Here is a 15,765-nt window from a genome sequence, read left to right on the forward strand (position 1 = left end):
TTTTTAGTCGGTTAGAGGCGACTTTTTACCACTTTAGACGACAGTCTTACAAGGATGAAAGGGAATTGAGAAAAAGAAAAGCCCTGACGAATCAGGGCTTTATCTGGAGGCGCGAGCCGGAGTCGAACCGGCCTACACGGCTTTGCAGGCCGCTGCATAACCGCTTTGCTATCGCGCCACAAGCGGACTGCCTAACCGTCGCCGTCCGTCAGACGTCGCAACGATTCGCAGATTGATTTGTTTGGCCGGCTGGCCGACCAAACAAAAAGGGAAGCGTTGCTTCCCCGTATGTCTGGAGCGGGAGACGAGTCTCGAACTCGCGACCTCAACCTTGGCAAGGTTGCGCTCTACCAACTGAGCTACTCCCGCATGGTCCTGCATGTGCAGCGCATTGCCTTACCGACAACGCTTCAACAAAACGCCGCTTGAAACTTGGAGCGGGAGACGAGTCTCGAACTCGCGACCTCAACCTTGGCAAGGTTGCGCTCTACCAACTGAGCTACTCCCGCGTTTTGCTGCTCACCGAGCACCTGCGTGCATCGGAGAAACGAGATTATGTATAAGCAGCAGAATCGTGTCAACCCCTTCTGCCGAACAAATTTGCGCGCGGCGCATGACGTCATCACACGATGCCGCCGCGCTCACGAATCTGCGGCCATGCGAGTTTCATGTAGTAGAGCATCGACCAGATCGTCAGCACTGCGGCAAGATAGATGAGCCACAAGCCCCACACGCGTGTATCCATCACGACCCCGCCTAGCGGCAGCGGCCCGTAGTAGAGCAGCATCGGGATCGCCACCATCTGGCAGGCCGTCTTGAACTTGCCGAGCTGATTCACGGCAACGCTCTTCGATGCGCCGATCTGCGCCATCCATTCGCGCAGCGCCGAGATCGCGATCTCGCGGCCGACAATCACGAGCGCGATCGCCGAATCGATCCGCGCAAGCTGCACGAGCACGAGCAGCGCCGCCGTCACCATCAGCTTGTCGGCGACCGGGTCGAGGAACGCGCCGAATGCCGACGTCTGATTCCATTTGCGCGCGAGAAAGCCATCGAACCAGTCGGTCAATGCCGCGAGCACGAAGATCGTCGTCGCCGCGATATTGCGGTGCATGGGGCTCATCATGATGTCCGGCAGATAAAACACGCCGACGATGAGCGGAATCAGCACGATCCGCAGCCACGTCAGGAAAATCGGGATGTTGAACGGCATGGGCAGGCGCTGCGAATTATTGGGGGACAAGGAGATGCCATTGTGCCGTGTCGCCAGAGGCGCCACAAGCGAAGCGACTCGCGGCGCCATACAGGGCGGTACGGCACGGCCGACGGGTTCAATGGAGCTGCCGGTAAATCTGCTCGGCCAGCGCGCGCGAGATGCCTTCGACGCTCGCGAGGTCGTCGACGCTCGCCGCCACCACGCCTCGCAATCCGCCGAAGCGCGCGAGCAGCCGTTGACGCCGCTTCGCGCCGACGCCCTCCAGCTCTTCGAGACGCGACGTCTGCCGCGTCTTCGCGCGCTTGGCCCGCATCCCCGTGATCGCGAAGCGGTGCGCTTCGTCGCGGATCTGCGCGACGAGCATCAGCGCGGCGCTCTCCTTGCCGAGCTCGAGCGGCGCGCGGCCGTCCGCGAAGATCAGCGTCTCCAGGCCGACCTTGCGGCCCTCGCCCTTCGCGACGCCCACCAGCATCCCGCAATCGAGACCGAGCTCCGTGAAGACCTGGCGCGCGATCTCGACCTGGCCTTTGCCGCCGTCGATCAGCACGATGTTCGGCAGCAAGCCGCCAGCCGCGACGGGCTCGGCAGCATCCGCAGCCGCGTTCGGATCGGCGGCGGCATCGGCTTGCATCGACGCCGCCTCATCGGCCGCATTCTGCGCGGCCTGCTCGACCATCTTCTCGTAGCGCCGCGTGAGGACCTGGCGCATCGCCGCATAGTCGTCGCCGGGCGTGATGTCCGTGATGTTGTAGCGGCGGTATTCGCCCGACTGCATCTTGTGATGGTGATAGACGACGCATGACGCCTGCGTGGCCTCGCCCATCGTGTGACTGATGTCGAAGCACTCGATGCGCAAGTGCGTGAGATCTTCGAATTCGAGACTGAGCGTATCGGCGAGAACACGCGTGCGGGACTGCTGCGAACCCTGCTCGGAGAGCAGGCGCGCGAGCGCGAGCCGCGCGTTCTGCTCGGCCATGCCGAGCCACACGCGCTTCTGCCCCTGCGGCTGACGCAGAACGGTGACCTTGTGCCCCGCCTGCTCCGTCAGCAGCTCGACCAGCTCGCGATTCGCCGGCGCGTGGCTCACGACCAGCACCGGCGGCACGCGGTTGCCGAGATAGTGCTGCGCGATGAACGCATCGAGCACTTCGCTTTCGATGCCGACCTTGCGTGAACGCGCGGCGGATTCGGTCGCGCCGTCATCGTCGGCTTCGGCCTCGGACGGCATCTCTTGCGCGACGGCGAGCGGGTCGGGCTCGCCGCTCGCGTCGCCCGAATCCGAACCGGTTGCAACGCCGCGAGTATCAACGACATTCGACGAGTCGCGCCCGGCCACGCCTTCGGCGGCCTCCGCGCTGCCCGCTTCGCCCTCCCCGCCTTCGTCGATCGTCAGCCCGCTTTCGACATGCGCCGGGAAATACGCCTTGTCGCCGAGATGCCGGCCGCCGCGCACCATGGCGAGATTCACGCAGACGCGCCCACCGAGCGCGACCACCGCAAGGATGTCGGCATCGCTGTCGCCGCCCACTTCGATCGCCTGCTGATGCAGCACCGTCGACAGCGAGCTCATCTGATTGCGCACCGCGGCCGCCTGCTCGAACTTCAGCTCGGCGGCGAACGCGTGCATCTTCTCTTCGAGCTCCTTCATCACTTCGGTCTGCCGGCCCAGCAGGAAACGCGACGCGTTCGACACGTCGCGCGCATAGTCCTCCTCGCCGATCGCGCCGACGCACGGCGCCGTGCAGCGCCCGATCTGATGCAGCAGGCACGGCCGCGTGCGGTTGTTGAACACCGAGTCTTCGCAGGTGCGCAGCTGAAACACGCGCTGCAGGATCTGAATGCTCTCGCGCACGGCCCAGGCACTCGGGAACGGTCCGAAGTACTGGTTCTTCTTGTCGACGGCGCCGCGGTAGTACGCCATGCGCGGGAACGCATGCGCCGTCAGCTTCAGGTACGGATACGACTTGTCGTCGCGAAACAGGATGTTGTAGCGCGGCGTGAGCGCCTTGATCAGGTTGTTCTCGAGCAGCAGCGCCTCGGCTTCCGAGCGCGTCACCGTCGTCTCGATGCGCGCGATGCGCGTCACCATCATCGCGATGCGCGGCGACAACTGCGTCTTCGTGAAATAGCTCGACACGCGCTTCTTCAAATCGCGCGCCTTGCCGACGTACAGCACGGCCCCGTGCGCATCGTAGTAGCGATAGACGCCGGGCAGGTGCGGCAGCTGCGCGAGGATTTTTTTCGGTTCGAAGACGGGTTCGAGAGCGTCGTTATCGGTCATGCAAAGGGTCGGGCAGAATTCGGACGGTGCGTCGCGCGAGAGCAAGAGGGCCGGGCCTCGAAAGCCCTCCGGCACGCGGATTCGCCGAGCATGTGCTTTAAAATCGCCAGTTTAGAACATTCCGCATGCGGCCGAGCCGCCCTCGCTCGGCCGCCTCCGCCATGCCCACTCATTCCCGCTCATCCCATCCCCGGCCTGACTCCGCGCGCGCCGCGGCCGCTGCCGAAGACCGCATCGCCTGCGACCTCTTCTGCGCGGTCGTCGACAATTTCGGCGATATCGGCGTGTGCTGGCGTCTCGCACGGCAGCTCGCGGCCGAGCACGGCTGGCAGGTGCGCCTGATAGTCGACGACTTGCACTCGTTCCAGCGCCTGTGCCGCGCGATCGACGTGAACCTCGCGCGACAGACCGTGGAAGGCATCGCGATCGAGCACTGGCGCGAACCGGCGCACGCGGGCGATACGCTTGAAGTCGCGGACATCGTCATCGAGGCGTTCGCCTGCGAGCTGCCGCCCGCCTATATCGCCGCAATGGCGCGGCGCGAGCGGGCGCCGGTCTGGATCAACCTCGAGTACCTCAGCGGCGAGGACTGGGTCGCGGATTTCCACTTGCGCCCCTCGCCGCACCCGCGCTATCCGCTGCTCAAGACCTTCTTCTTTCCCGGCTTGGGCAAAGGCACGGGCGGCGTGCTGAAGGAACGGGGGCTCGATGCGGCGCGGCACGCGTTCGAAGCGTCGCCGCAAGCGCGTGACGCCTGGTGGCGCCATGCGACGGGCGGACCTCCGCCGGATTCGGGGGCGACCGTCGTCTCGCTGTTCGCCTATGAAAATCCGGCCGTCGACGCCTTGCTCGAGCAGTGGCGGGACCAGGCGGAGCAGACGATTCTGCTCGTCCCCGAAGGCCGGATCTCGCGCGCTGTCGCGCGCTTCTTCGGCTTGCCGTCGTTTGCAGCCGGCGCTCGAGCCGAACGCGGCAGCCTTCGCGCCCACGCGCTCGCCTTTACCGAGCAGCCGGCCTACGACGCCCTCCTGTGGGCGAGCCACGTCAACTTCGTGCGCGGAGAGGACTCGTTCGTGCGCGCGCAATGGGCACAGCGGCCGTTCGTCTGGCAGATCTACCCGCAGGCCGACAACGTCCATCTGCAAAAGCTCGACGCCGCCCTGGCCCACTACGCCGTCAAGCTCCCCGCTGCCGAGCGCGCCGCAATGGAACGCTTCTGGCACGCCTGGAACGGCGGCAGGCAACCGGATTGGTCCGATTATTGGCGGCATCGTGCCGCCTTCCAGGCACGCGCAGCTGCTTGGGCAGAGGAATTGATCCTGGTCGGCGACCTCGCCGGAAATCTGGCGAAATTCTCAAAAACTCAGTTAAAATAAGCGGTTATCCAACGGCTCACGCCCTGCTGCGCATCGATGCCGTTGAGCAACATTGCTATTTCAATTCGCACAGGACAAGTTTTATGAAGATCGCACAGGAACTCCGCACCGGTAACGTCGTGATGATCGGCAACGACGCGATGGTCGTGCAGAAGGCCGAATACAACAAATCGGGCCGCAACGCCGCCGTCGTCAAGATGAAGTTCAAGAACCTGCTGACGGGCGCAGGCATGGAAACGGTGTACAAGGCCGACGACAAGTTCGACGTGGTCGTGCTCGACCGCAAGGAAGTGAGCTACTCGTACTTCGCCGACCCAATGTACGTGTTCATGGACGCCGACTACAACCAGTACGAAGTCGAAGGCGAGATGATGGGCGACGCCCTGCACTACCTCGAAGACGGCATGGCGTGCGAAGTCGTGTTCTACAACGAGAAGGCGATCTCGGTCGAGCTGCCCACTACCCTCGTGCGCGAAATCATCTACACGGAACCGGCAGTGAAGGGCGACACGTCGTCGGGCAAGGTGCTCAAGAACGCCAAGATCAACACCGGCTTCGAACTGCAAGTGCCGCTTTTCTGCAACATCGGCGACAAGATCGAAATCGACACGCGCACGCACGAATACCGCAGCCGCGCCTAAGCTCCGCACGGGCCCACGGCAGGCAGTCAGGCCGCGGATCGCGGCACCTGATACGGAAAGCGCCCCTCGGGGCGCTTTTTCTTTTTGGTGCGAGTCGTGTATGTTCTAAGAAAACTTTACCGGGCCACCCTCTCAAAATTTCCTTTCCGATCGTGCCGTCGACGCAACATTCGGAAACAAATCATTGTTTTATATAGTTATTTCCCTATGGCACGCTATATGCTGACCTGAATTTTGCCGTCTCACTAATCTCAAAATAGGATGGCCGACCGCGTTTGCACGCGCCGCACGGCTGAATATGACTCCCGCGAGACGCATCGGCCGACTGGCCGTCAGCGGGTTTTCGACCATTTGATTGATTGCGCCAGCCATGCCACACGCCCTGATTGTCGAAGACGATCCCAATAGCCTGTCAGGCCTCTCCGCGATCGTCGCCGCCGACGGCTTTTCCGTCGATACCGCGACGTCGCTCGCCGAAGCCAGGGCTGCACTGACGCGCTTCATTCCCGATGTCGTGCTCGTCGACCTGAATCTGCCGGACGGCGGCGGCCTGGACTTGCTGCATAACCTGCCTTCGCAGCCGCCCGACGGCACCCTGCCCGTCATCGTCATGACCGGCAACGCAACGGTGGAGAGCGCGATCGAGGGCCTGCGCCACGGGATCTGGGACTATTTGCTCAAGCCGGTCAACATTCCGCGCCTGCGCAGCCTGCTCGCGCGCATTCCCCGGCCCTACGAGCTAACCGAGGAAGTGCAGACGCTACGCGCGGCGCTGCGCCGGCTGGGCCACTTCGGTCCGATGATCGGCCGCAGCGACGCAATCCAGCACATCTACGACCGCATCGAGCAGATCGCGCCGACGGAAACGGCCGTGCTGGTCTGCGGCGAAGCGGGCGCGGGCAAGGAGGTCGCGGCGCGCACGCTGCACGAGATGAGCCGCCGCCGCAAGGGCCCGTTCGTCTCGTTCGATTGCCGCCTGTTTGCCCACGAGGCAAGCGCGAGCCACGCGGCCGACGGCGTCCTCTTCGGCCACGAGCACAGCGCGTTCGCCGGCGCCGAGCGCCGCGAGCCGGGCCTCTTCGAGCAGGCGGGCAGCGGCACGCTCTTCCTCGACGAAATCACCGAGTTGCCGCTTGCGCAGCAGGAGTCGCTATTGCGCGCGCTCGACTCGCAGACGTTCATGCGCGTCGGCGGTACGAATCAGGTGGTCACGGATTTCCGGCTCATCGCGGCCACGCGCAAGCCGGTGCGCGAAGCGGTGGCCGACGGCACGCTGCGCGAGGACCTGTGGCTGCGGCTCGACGCGGCGTCGATCATGCTGCCGCCGCTGCGCGAGCGCGGCGAGGATGCGGTGCTGTTCGCCGAAAGCCTCGTCGACGACCTCAATCGCGAAGTCAACGCAAGCGGCTTTGCGACAGTGAACAAGCGCATCGGGCCGAACCTGATCCGCGAATGCCTCTCATACGACTGGCCAGGCAACGTCCGCGAGCTGCACGAGCGCGTGCGGCGCGCGTATAACGCATCGGGCGAAGTGATCGAGACGCTGCGCGCCGACGAAGCGGGCACGGCAGGCGGCCGCCGGCTGAACGGCGGCAGTGTGCAGGTAGCGGTGGGCACGCCGCTCGCCGACGTGGAGGATTTGCTGATCCGCGCGACGCTCGACGCCGTGGGCGGCACGCGGCATCGCGCCGCCACGCTGCTCGGAATCAGTCCGAAGACGCTCTACAACAAGCTGCAGCGGATGAAGCTTTCCTGATGTTCCAGCCGCGAGGCCTGCCTGGTCACGCCGACCGCAGGCCCGCGGCTTGCCCGTTCCCCGCTCCCCTCACGCAAACGCGTTGCGCAGCAGCGCCTGCGCCTGCAGGTACTCTGGCTGCGCGACGAGCTTGTCCCAGCTGAGCGCCTTGCCGCGCGGCCGCATCCGCTTGAGGCGCCGCTGCGACTCCTTCGACTGCGCATAGCGCAGCTCGCCCAGCACCTGCTCCGCCGCATTCGGCTGATTGCAGACGAGCACCATGTCGCAGCCGGCCGCGAGCGCGGCGGTAGCCGCTTCGGTCAGCGTCCCGCCTTCGCGCGCGGCCTCCATCGACAGATCGTCGCTGAAGATCGCGCCCGTGAAGCGCAGCTTGCCGCGCAGGATCTCCTGCAGCCACACGCGTGAAAAGCCGGCGGGCTTGGCGTCGACCTGCGTGTAGATCACGTGCGCCGGGATCACCGACGTAAGCGCCATCCCGAGCCAGTCGTACGGCGCCACGTCGTCGCGCAGGATCTCCTCGAGCGGACGGTCGTCGGTGGGCAGCGCAACGTGCGAATCCGCCGCCGCAAAGCCGTGTCCCGGGAAATGCTTGCCGCAATTGGCCATCCCCGCGAGCGCGAGCCCGTGATTCAGGTTCTTCGCCAGCATCGTGACCACGCGCGGATCGCGATGGAAGGCACGGTCGCCGATCACCTTCGAGTGGCCGTGGTTCAAATCGAGCACCGGCGTGAAACTCATGTCGATGCCGCACGCGCGCAGCTCCGACGCGAGGATGTACCCCGCCGCCGTCGCCACCTTGGTCGCGTAGAGCACGTCCTTGTCCCACAGCTCGCCGAGCCTGCCCATCGCCGGCAGCACCGTAAAGCCGCCCGTGCGGAAGCGCTGCACGCGGCCGCCTTCGTGATCGACGGCGATCAGGATGTCCTCGCGCACGTCGCGGATGGCGTCGGTCAGCGCGACGAGCTGCGCGCGGTTCTCATAGTGGCGTGAGAACAGGATCACGCCGCCCGTCATCGGATGCGCGAGGCGGCGCATGTCGTCTGCGGTGAGGGTCGTGCCGAGCACGTCGAGCATCACCGGTCCGAGGGTGTTTTTCATGGGATCGAGGTAGGAACAAGAGAGACGGCTCGAGCCGCGGCAATACTACCGCGGCCGGCCCAAGACAATGATCGGGAAGGCCAAGGCAGGCGATTTCGCCATCATCCGGCGGAATCGGCCGTTTCGGCGATCACGAAGGAAACCGCGTAGTCGCGCTCGTCGCTGACCGTCACGCGCGCGGTGATCTTGCGCTCGGCGAGCCAGTCCGCGAGTTCGCCCGATGCCACGACAACCGGCTTGCCGCTCGGCTCGTTGAGCGTCTGCAGCGCGCGCCAGGTCATCGGCCAGCGCATGCCGAGGCCGATCGCTTTCGAAAACGCTTCCTTCGCGGAAAAGCGCGTCGCGAGAAACGCGAGGCCGCGCACTTGCGAGCGCGCGGCGCGCGCCTGGTAGACGCGCAGCTCGTCGGGGCCGAGCACCTTCTCGGCAAAGCGTCCCTGCGTGCGCTCCATCACCGCCGCCACGCGGCTCACTTGAACAATATCGGTGCCGATGCCGTAGATCGCCATGCTCGCCGCTCAGTGCATGGCGGCGAGACGCGCCGCGACCATGATCGCCTTCATCTCGCGCACGGCATTGTCCCAGCCGGCAAAGATGGCGTGCGCAACGATCGCGTGGCCGATGTTCAGCTCGACGATGCCTTCGATAGCGGCGATCTGCTGCACGTTGGTGTAGTGCAGGCCGTGCCCCGCGTTGACCTTGAGCCCGAGCGACACACCGAATTCGACACCGCGCACGATGCGCTCGTATTCACGCTGCTGCTCCGCTTGATCGTGAGCCTCGGCATAGCGGCCGGTGTGCAGCTCGATGACCGGCGCGCCCGCCTCGTGCGCGGCGCGGATCTGCGCTTCGTCGGGGTCGATGAAGAGCGACACGCGCGAGCCCGCGTCGGCGAGCTGGCGGCAGGCCGCGCGCACCGATTCGAAATGCCCGGCGACGTCGAGACCGCCTTCGGTCGTCAGCTCCTGGCGCTTCTCGGGCACGAGACAGACATCGTGCGGACGCACCTCGCAGGCGATATCGAGCATCTCCTGCGTGATCGCGCATTCGAGGTTCATGCGCGTCTTCAGTTGCGTGCGCAACGATCGGACGTCGGCATCCACGATATGCCGGCGGTCCTCGCGCAGATGCAGCGTGATCGCGTCGGCGCCCGCTTCTTCGGCCATCAGCGCCGCGCGGATCGGATCGGGATATGACGTGCCGCGCGCATTGCGCAGCGTGGCGACGTGGTCGATGTTCACGCCGAGGTCGATGACGTTCGGCGAGGTAAGAAAGAAGCTCATAGGTTCTGCAGGTCGATCAGGATCTGGCGTGTCGCGAGCGGCGCGCCGCCAAGATAGGTGTTGAGCAAAAAGCGCATCAGCGTCTTGCTTTGCGAGACGGTCTGCGCACGATGGTAATCGTCCTGCTCCATGTCGAGCAACGTCTGGCCCGAGACCACCGGCCAATGCGAGGGCCATTGCAGCGCGAGCTCGCCGGATGCGTCGCGCACGCCGCGCTCCGGATCGAACACGTACTTGCCGTCGGGCGCAACGGCCTTGCGCGCGACCGTGCGATCGAGCGACATCGCATAGCCGGTCTCGCGCAGCAGCACGCGCTCGAACGAGCGCAGCACCTGCACGGGCGGCTCGTCGTGCGCGAGCCGCGTCAGCGTGACGACATAATGATGGAACAGTTGAGGATGCGGATCTTCGCGCGCGCAGAATTTGACGAGCAACTCGTTGACGTAGAAACCACAGAGGAGCGCATCGCCCGCGAGCGGCAGCATTCCGCCGACCCACTCGGCGCCCGTCAGCGTGCGCATCTCCGACTTGCCGGACCACGACATCGCGAGCGGCTGGAACGTCTGGAGCACGCCGCGCAGCGCGGAATGCGGGCGCTTCGCGCCTTTTGCGACGAGCGCAAGCCGGCCGTGGTCGCGCGACAGGACGTCGATGATGAGGCTCGTCTCGCGATAGGGATAGCTGTGCAGCACGAATGCCGGCTGCTCGGAGATACGGAACTCCGAGCTGCGCGCTGCGCGCTTCGGTTTCGGGCTTGCCGCCTTGCGCGGCTCGGACGGCGAGATGGCGTCAGCGTCGGCCGTGTCGTCGGCGTGTTGCGTCACCCACGCGTCATTCGTACCCATAGGCACGCAGTCCGGCTTCGTTGTCGGCCCAACCGCTCTTCACCTTGATGAAGGTTTCCAGGTACACCGGGCCGTCGAACAGCTTTTCCATGTCAAGGCGCGCTTCGGTGCTGATCTGCTTCAGCTTCGCGCCCTTCTGGCCGATGATCATCGCCTTGTGCGTGTCGCGCTCGACGAGAATCGTCGCGAACACGCGCCGCAGACGCCCCTCCTGCTCGAACTTGTCGATCAGCACCGTGCTTGTGTACGGCAGCTCGTCGCCGGTCCAGCGGAACACCTTCTCGCGCAGGATCTCCGCCGCAAGGAAGCGCTCGCTGCGGTCCGTCAGGTCGTCCTCGCCGTAGATCGGCTCGCCTTCCGGCAGATACGGCTTGACCGTCGAGAGGAGCCGCTTGATGTCGTCGGGGTTCTTCGCCGACAGCGGCACGATCTCCTTGAACTCGCGCAGCGCACTCATCTGCTGCATGAAGGGAAAGAGCGTGTCCTTGTCCGACACGCGATCGAGCTTGTTGGCGACCAAGAGCGTCGGCGCCGACGGCGGGATCAGGTCGAGCACCTTCTGGTCGTCGGGACCGAAGCGCCCCGCCTCGATGACGAAGAGGATCGCGTCGACCGCGGTCAGCGTCGACGTCACGGCGCGATTGAGCGAGCGGTTCAGCGCGCCGCTGTGGCGCGTCTGGAAGCCCGGCGTATCGACGAAGATGTATTGCGCGTCGTCGAAGGTGTGGATGCCGGTGATGCGATGGCGCGTCGTCTGCGCCTTGCGCGAGGTGATGCTGACCTTTTGGCCAACCAGCGCGTTCATCAGCGTCGATTTCCCGACGTTCGGTCGGCCGATGATCGCAACTGTGCCGCAGCGAAAACCGGTGGAGGAGGAATTGTTCATAGTGGGCTGCGGCATATCAGATGAAATGCAGAGCGAGACGTACAGCGGATCGCCGGGAGCAGGCGCGGATTCCGCGGACGCGTTCAGTTCATGGATGACCGGGGCCGGCGGCGCCGGGCTCGATCGCGGCTGCCACGGCGTTGTCGGCGGGCGTGTCGCGAGGCGGCACGGGTATTTCGGACGCGTGCCCAAAGGGTTCTGCGGGTTCGGCGTCTTTCTCGATTCCGTTGGCTTGAGCCTTTGCGATCGCGCCTTCGTCAGGTGTCTTTGCGGCAGCGGCTTCGCCAGGCTTCTCGCCGGCCTTGTCGAGCGCGACCGGCTTCTCAGCCGCCTTCGCGGCGGCCTTGTCCGGCGACGGCTTGTCGAGACGATCCGCCTTGTCGTTTCGCTCGCCCTTCTCCGTCTTCTCGGCGCGCTCCGCGCGATCTTGGCTGTGCTCGACATGCGACGCGCGAATCACGGCGACCGGCCCTGTCACGGCACGCTCGGCCACCGCCTCGGGATGCGCCGGCTTCAGCTCCGAGCGAGCCGCCCGGTCCCGCTCCCGCTTCGGCTCTGGCGAGCGCAAATCGAGCGCTGCCTGCACGCCGGTCACGCCCGGCACGATTTCCGGCTCGACATGCTTGGCGGTGCGTGCGCCTTTCGAACGCTTCGGCTTGGCGGCCAGCGCCGGCGCGACGGCCATCACCTCGTCGAGCGCCTTTTTCGCCGCGGCCTGCTCGGCCGCCCGGCGGCTCGCTCCCGAGCCGGACACCTTGATGTCCAGCTTCGGCACCGTGCATTCGACTTCGAATTGCTGATTGTGCGCCGCACCATGCGTGGCGATGACCGTATAGGTCGGCAAGGCAATCTTGTGGCCTTGCAGGTATTCCTGGAGGAGCGTCTTGGAGTCCTTGCCGAGCGTGCGCGGATCGATATGGTCGAGAATCGGCACATAAAGCCGCTTGATGACCGTCTGCGCAGCCTCGAAGCCGCCATCCAGGAAGATCGCGCCGAGGATCGCCTCGAGCGTGTCGGCCAGGATGGACGGGCGCCGGAAGCCGCCGCTGCGCAACTCGCCCTCGCCGAGGCGCAGCCCTTCGGAGATATTCAGGGCCTGAGCGATTTCGTACAGCGACTGCTGCTTGACCAGATTGGCCCGCACTCGGGACAAATCGCCCTCGTCCAGCTTGCCGAACCGCTGGAACAATAGGGCGGCCACCGCGCAATTGAGAACGGAATCGCCGAGAAATTCGAGCCGTTCGTTGTGCGTGGCACTGTGACTGCGGTGGGTCAAAGCCTGGCGCAACAATTCCGCATTGCGAAATTCGTAGCGCAACCGGCTTTCCAGCGGAGAGAGGGGCATGTGCAAAGTATAACGCGGGCGCCAGACCCGTCGAACTGGTGAGACCGGACACGAAAAAAGCGCGGCGAAACAGCGTTACCGCACTTTCTTAAAGTAGCGTGGCAAGCGCGCCGCATTCGATCGACGCGACACGCTGGATATCTGGACCGGCGATCAGTTGAACGAGCCGATGCGCTTCAGATTGCTGAAGTTCATCCAGATGAAGAACGCGCGGCCAACGATGTTTTGGTCCGGCACGAAGCCCCAATAGCGGCTGTCCGCGCTGTTGTCGCGATTGTCGCCCATCATGAAGTAGCTGCCCGGCGGCACCTTGCAGATCACGCCTTCGCTGTTGTATTGGCAGTTGTCGCGAAACGGGTAATCGTCGGCGCCGACCACGAACGGCGGCACGGCCGGATTGTTCAGGACAGCGTTCTTGCGGCCGTTGAGGTCCTCTTCGAACTGCTTCGCATAGCCGATGCGCTCTTCATCGAAGTAATCAGGCAGCGACGTTTCCGGCACGGGCTTGCCGTTGATCGTCAGCTTCTTGTCCTGATAAGCGATCACATCGCCGGGCAAGCCGATCACGCGCTTGATGTAGTCGACCGACTCGTCCTTCGGGTAGCGGAACACGACGACGTCGCCGCGTTCGAGCGGACGGCCCCGTGTGACCTTTGTATTGGTGATCGGCAGGCGCAGGCCATAGTCGAACTTGTTGACGAGGATGAAGTCACCGACGAGCAGCGTCGGCACCATCGAGCCCGACGGAATCTTGAACGGCTCGACGATGAACGAGCGCACCACGAACACCACCAGGATCACCGGGAAGAAGCTTGCCGTGTACTCGAGCCACCAGGGCTGGCGCAGCTTCTCGTCACGGATGCGGGCGCGCGTCTGCGGCGCGTTTTCGTCGGCGAAGCGCTCGCCGACGCGCTGCTGCTGCCGGTCGAACTCCGCGACTGCGGCATCCGCGGCACGGCGCCGTTGTGGCTGAAAAACGAGTTTGTCTGCTACCCACGCGATACCCGTCAAAATGACGAGCACAAAAAGAATCAGCGCAAAATTCATATTGTTAGAGAGATCCCGTTATTTGTCTTCGACGCGCAAGATTGCGAGGAAAGCCTCCTGCGGGATCTCCACGGACCCGACCTGCTTCATTCGCTTCTTGCCTTCTTTTTGTTTCTCCAGCAGCTTCTTCTTCCGCGTGATGTCGCCGCCGTAGCACTTCGCGAGCACGTTCTTGCGCAGCGCCTTGATGTTCTCGCGCGCGATGATGTGCGCGCCGATCGTCGCCTGGATCGCCACGTCGTACATCTGGCGCGGGATGATCTCGCGCATCTTCGCTGCCACTTCGCGGCCGCGATACTGCGACTGCGAACGGTGAACGATCACCGACAACGCATCGACCTTGTCGCCGTTGATCAGCATGTCGACCTTGACGACGTCCGACGCGCGGTACTCCTTGAACTCGTAGTCCATCGACGCATAGCCGCGCGACACCGACTTCAAGCGGTCGAAGAAGTCGAGCACGATCTCCGCCATCGGGATTTCGTAGGTCAGCTGCACCTGACGGCCGTGGTACTGCATGTTGATCTGCGAGCCGCGCTTTTGCGTACAAAGCGTGATGACCGAGCCGACGTAATCCTGCGGCATGTACAGGTTCACGATGACGATCGGCTCGCGGACCTCCTCGATCTTCGACGGCTCCGGCATCTTGGCCGGGTTCTCGACCTTGATGATCGAGCCGTCGCGCTGCACGACCTCATAGACCACCGTCGGCGCAGTGGTGATGAGGTCCATGTCGAACTCGCGCTCGAGCCGCTCCTGCACGATCTCCATGTGCAGGAGGCCGAGGAAGCCGCAGCGGAAACCGAAGCCCAGCGCCTGCGAGACTTCCGGCTCGTATTGCAGCGAAGCGTCGTTGAGCTTCAGCTTTTCGAGCGATTCGCGCAGCGCGTCGTACTGGTTCGCCTCGACCGGATAGAGGCCCGCGAACACCTGCGGCTTCACTTCCTTGAAACCGGGCAGCGGCTCCGGCGCCGGCTTGTTCGCGAGCGTGACCGTATCGCCGACCTTCGCCGCAGTCAGCTCCTTGATGCCGGCGATGATGAAGCCCACCTGCCCGGCCGCAAGCTCCTCTAGATTCTTCGACTTCGGCGTGAACACGCCGATATGCTCGACCGGGTATTGCGCGCCGGTCGCCATCATCTTGATCTTGTCCTTCGGGCGCAGCGTGCCGTTGACAATGCGCACGAGCATCACGACGCCGACATAGTTGTCGAACCACGAATCGATGATGAGCGCCTGCAGCGGCGCGTCGGGATCGCCCTTCGGCGGCGGCACCCTGGCGATCAGCGCTTCGAGCACGTCCTCAACGCCCTGCCCCGTTTTCGCGCTGCAATGCGTGGCGTCGCCGGCATCGATGCCGATCACGTCCTCGATCTCGGCGATCGCGTTTTCCGGATTGGCCGCGGGCAAGTCGATCTTGTTCAGCACGGGCACCACTTCGACGCCCAGCTCGATTGCCGTGTAGCAGTTCGCGACGGTCTGCGCCTCGACGCCCTGGCTCGCATCGACGACGAGCAGCGCGCCTTCGCATGCCGACAGCGATCGGCTGACTTCATACGAGAAATCGACGTGCCCCGGCGTGTCGATCAGGTTCAGGTTGTAGACCTTCCCATCGCGCGCGCGATAGGAAAGCGCCGCAGTCTGCGCCTTGATCGTGATGCCGCGCTCGCGTTCGAGGTCCATCGAATCGAGCACCTGCGATTCCATTTCGCGATCGGAGAGACCGCCGCAAATCTGGATGATGCGATCGGCGAGCGTCGACTTGCCATGGTCGATGTGCGCAATGATCGAAAAGTTACGAATATGATCCATTCAGTGCCGATCAAGCGAAAAAGGCGCGCTCGGACGACTGCGGAGCACGCCTTGTAAGTAAATGAAAAACTTGTCTATTTTAGCCGAAAAGGCATCCTGACGGCGGATTTTGGCAGGCGGCGAGCGTAGCGCGTGGCGCCTCGACTGCCGAGCGGCAAGCCGCTCGCGACGCTGATCCG

At 64.3% G+C, this 15,765-nt stretch carries 13 protein-coding genes and 3 tRNA genes; 3 read left to right on the forward strand and 13 right to left on the reverse strand.

The window, feature by feature from the left end; translation table 11 throughout:
* Positions 1–104 precede the first annotated feature (104 nt).
* From FAZ69_RS22795 to uvrC, 5 genes are all read right to left on the reverse strand, one after another.
* A tRNA-Cys gene (locus tag FAZ69_RS22795) sits at positions 105–178 on the reverse strand.
* Positions 179–293: 115 nt separating this feature from the next.
* Positions 294–369: transfer RNA gene (locus FAZ69_RS22800), tRNA-Gly, on the reverse strand.
* Between the two features lie 64 nt (positions 370–433).
* Positions 434–509, reverse strand: a tRNA-Gly gene (locus FAZ69_RS22805).
* A 113-nt stretch (positions 510–622) separates the two neighbouring features.
* Positions 623–1,213, reverse strand: coding sequence for a CDP-diacylglycerol--glycerol-3-phosphate 3-phosphatidyltransferase (pgsA, locus tag FAZ69_RS22810; protein WP_136897460.1), 591 nt, complete (start codon positions 1,211–1,213; stop codon positions 623–625).
* Between the two features lie 118 nt (positions 1,214–1,331).
* Positions 1,332–3,497: an excinuclease ABC subunit UvrC gene (gene uvrC / locus FAZ69_RS22815; RefSeq protein ID WP_136897365.1), complete on the reverse strand. Its 2,166-nt coding sequence runs from the start codon at positions 3,495–3,497 to the stop codon at positions 1,332–1,334.
* Positions 3,498–3,658: 161 nt separating this feature from the next.
* Between uvrC and earP the strand changes: the two genes are divergently transcribed.
* The 3 genes from earP to FAZ69_RS22830 all read left to right on the forward strand — a co-directional run bounded on the left by earP (position 3,659) and on the right by FAZ69_RS22830 (position 7,270).
* The gene (gene earP, locus FAZ69_RS22820) at positions 3,659–4,873 is read left to right on the forward strand and encodes an elongation factor P maturation arginine rhamnosyltransferase EarP (RefSeq protein ID WP_136897366.1); all 1,215 of its coding nucleotides are present in this window, start codon (positions 3,659–3,661) and stop codon (positions 4,871–4,873) included.
* Positions 4,874–4,956: 83 nt separating this feature from the next.
* Entirely contained in the window at positions 4,957–5,514 is a 558-nt protein-coding gene (efp, locus tag FAZ69_RS22825) for an elongation factor P (RefSeq protein WP_136897367.1), read from the forward strand.
* A 370-nt stretch (positions 5,515–5,884) separates the two neighbouring features.
* Entirely contained in the window at positions 5,885–7,270 is a 1,386-nt protein-coding gene (locus tag FAZ69_RS22830) for a sigma-54-dependent transcriptional regulator (protein WP_136897368.1), read from the forward strand.
* 69 nt (positions 7,271–7,339) lie between these two features.
* On the opposite strand, the gene nagZ is transcribed toward FAZ69_RS22830, so the two are convergent.
* From nagZ to lepA, 8 genes are all read right to left on the reverse strand, one after another.
* Positions 7,340–8,368 carry a beta-N-acetylhexosaminidase gene (gene nagZ, locus FAZ69_RS22835; protein ID WP_136897369.1) on the reverse strand — a complete coding sequence of 343 codons (1,029 nt, stop codon included), beginning with the start codon at positions 8,366–8,368 and terminating at the stop codon, positions 7,340–7,342.
* A 101-nt stretch (positions 8,369–8,469) separates the two neighbouring features.
* Positions 8,470–8,877: a holo-ACP synthase gene (gene acpS, locus FAZ69_RS22840; RefSeq protein WP_136897370.1), complete on the reverse strand. Its 408-nt coding sequence runs from the start codon at positions 8,875–8,877 to the stop codon at positions 8,470–8,472.
* A gap of 9 nt (positions 8,878–8,886) precedes the next feature.
* A complete protein-coding gene (pdxJ, locus tag FAZ69_RS22845) occupies positions 8,887–9,651 on the reverse strand; it encodes a pyridoxine 5'-phosphate synthase (RefSeq protein WP_136897371.1) in 765 nt (254 codons plus the stop codon).
* Positions 9,648–10,496 (reverse strand): DNA repair protein RecO, encoded by an 849-nt coding sequence (recO, locus tag FAZ69_RS22850; RefSeq protein WP_136897372.1) that lies wholly within the window; start codon positions 10,494–10,496, stop codon positions 9,648–9,650. Before recO ends, pdxJ begins: the two co-directional genes overlap by 4 nt.
* The gene (gene era, locus FAZ69_RS22855; RefSeq protein WP_136897373.1) at positions 10,483–11,382 is read right to left on the reverse strand and encodes a GTPase Era; all 900 of its coding nucleotides are present in this window, start codon (positions 11,380–11,382) and stop codon (positions 10,483–10,485) included. Before era ends, recO begins: the two co-directional genes overlap by 14 nt.
* An 88-nt stretch (positions 11,383–11,470) precedes the next feature.
* On the reverse strand, positions 11,471–12,727 hold the full coding sequence (gene rnc / locus FAZ69_RS22860; RefSeq protein WP_136897374.1) for a ribonuclease III: 1,257 nt from the start codon (positions 12,725–12,727) through the stop codon (positions 11,471–11,473).
* Positions 12,728–12,880: 153 nt separating this feature from the next.
* Complete coding sequence (lepB, locus tag FAZ69_RS22865; RefSeq protein WP_136897375.1) at positions 12,881–13,774, reverse strand: signal peptidase I; 894 nt, start codon at positions 13,772–13,774, stop codon at positions 12,881–12,883.
* A gap of 18 nt (positions 13,775–13,792) precedes the next feature.
* Complete coding sequence (lepA, locus tag FAZ69_RS22870) at positions 13,793–15,586, reverse strand: translation elongation factor 4 (RefSeq protein WP_136897376.1); 1,794 nt, start codon at positions 15,584–15,586, stop codon at positions 13,793–13,795.
* Positions 15,587–15,765 lie beyond the last annotated feature (179 nt).

The organism is Trinickia terrae (assembly GCF_005144415.1).
Classification (GTDB): domain Bacteria; phylum Pseudomonadota; class Gammaproteobacteria; order Burkholderiales; family Burkholderiaceae; genus Trinickia_A; species Trinickia_A terrae.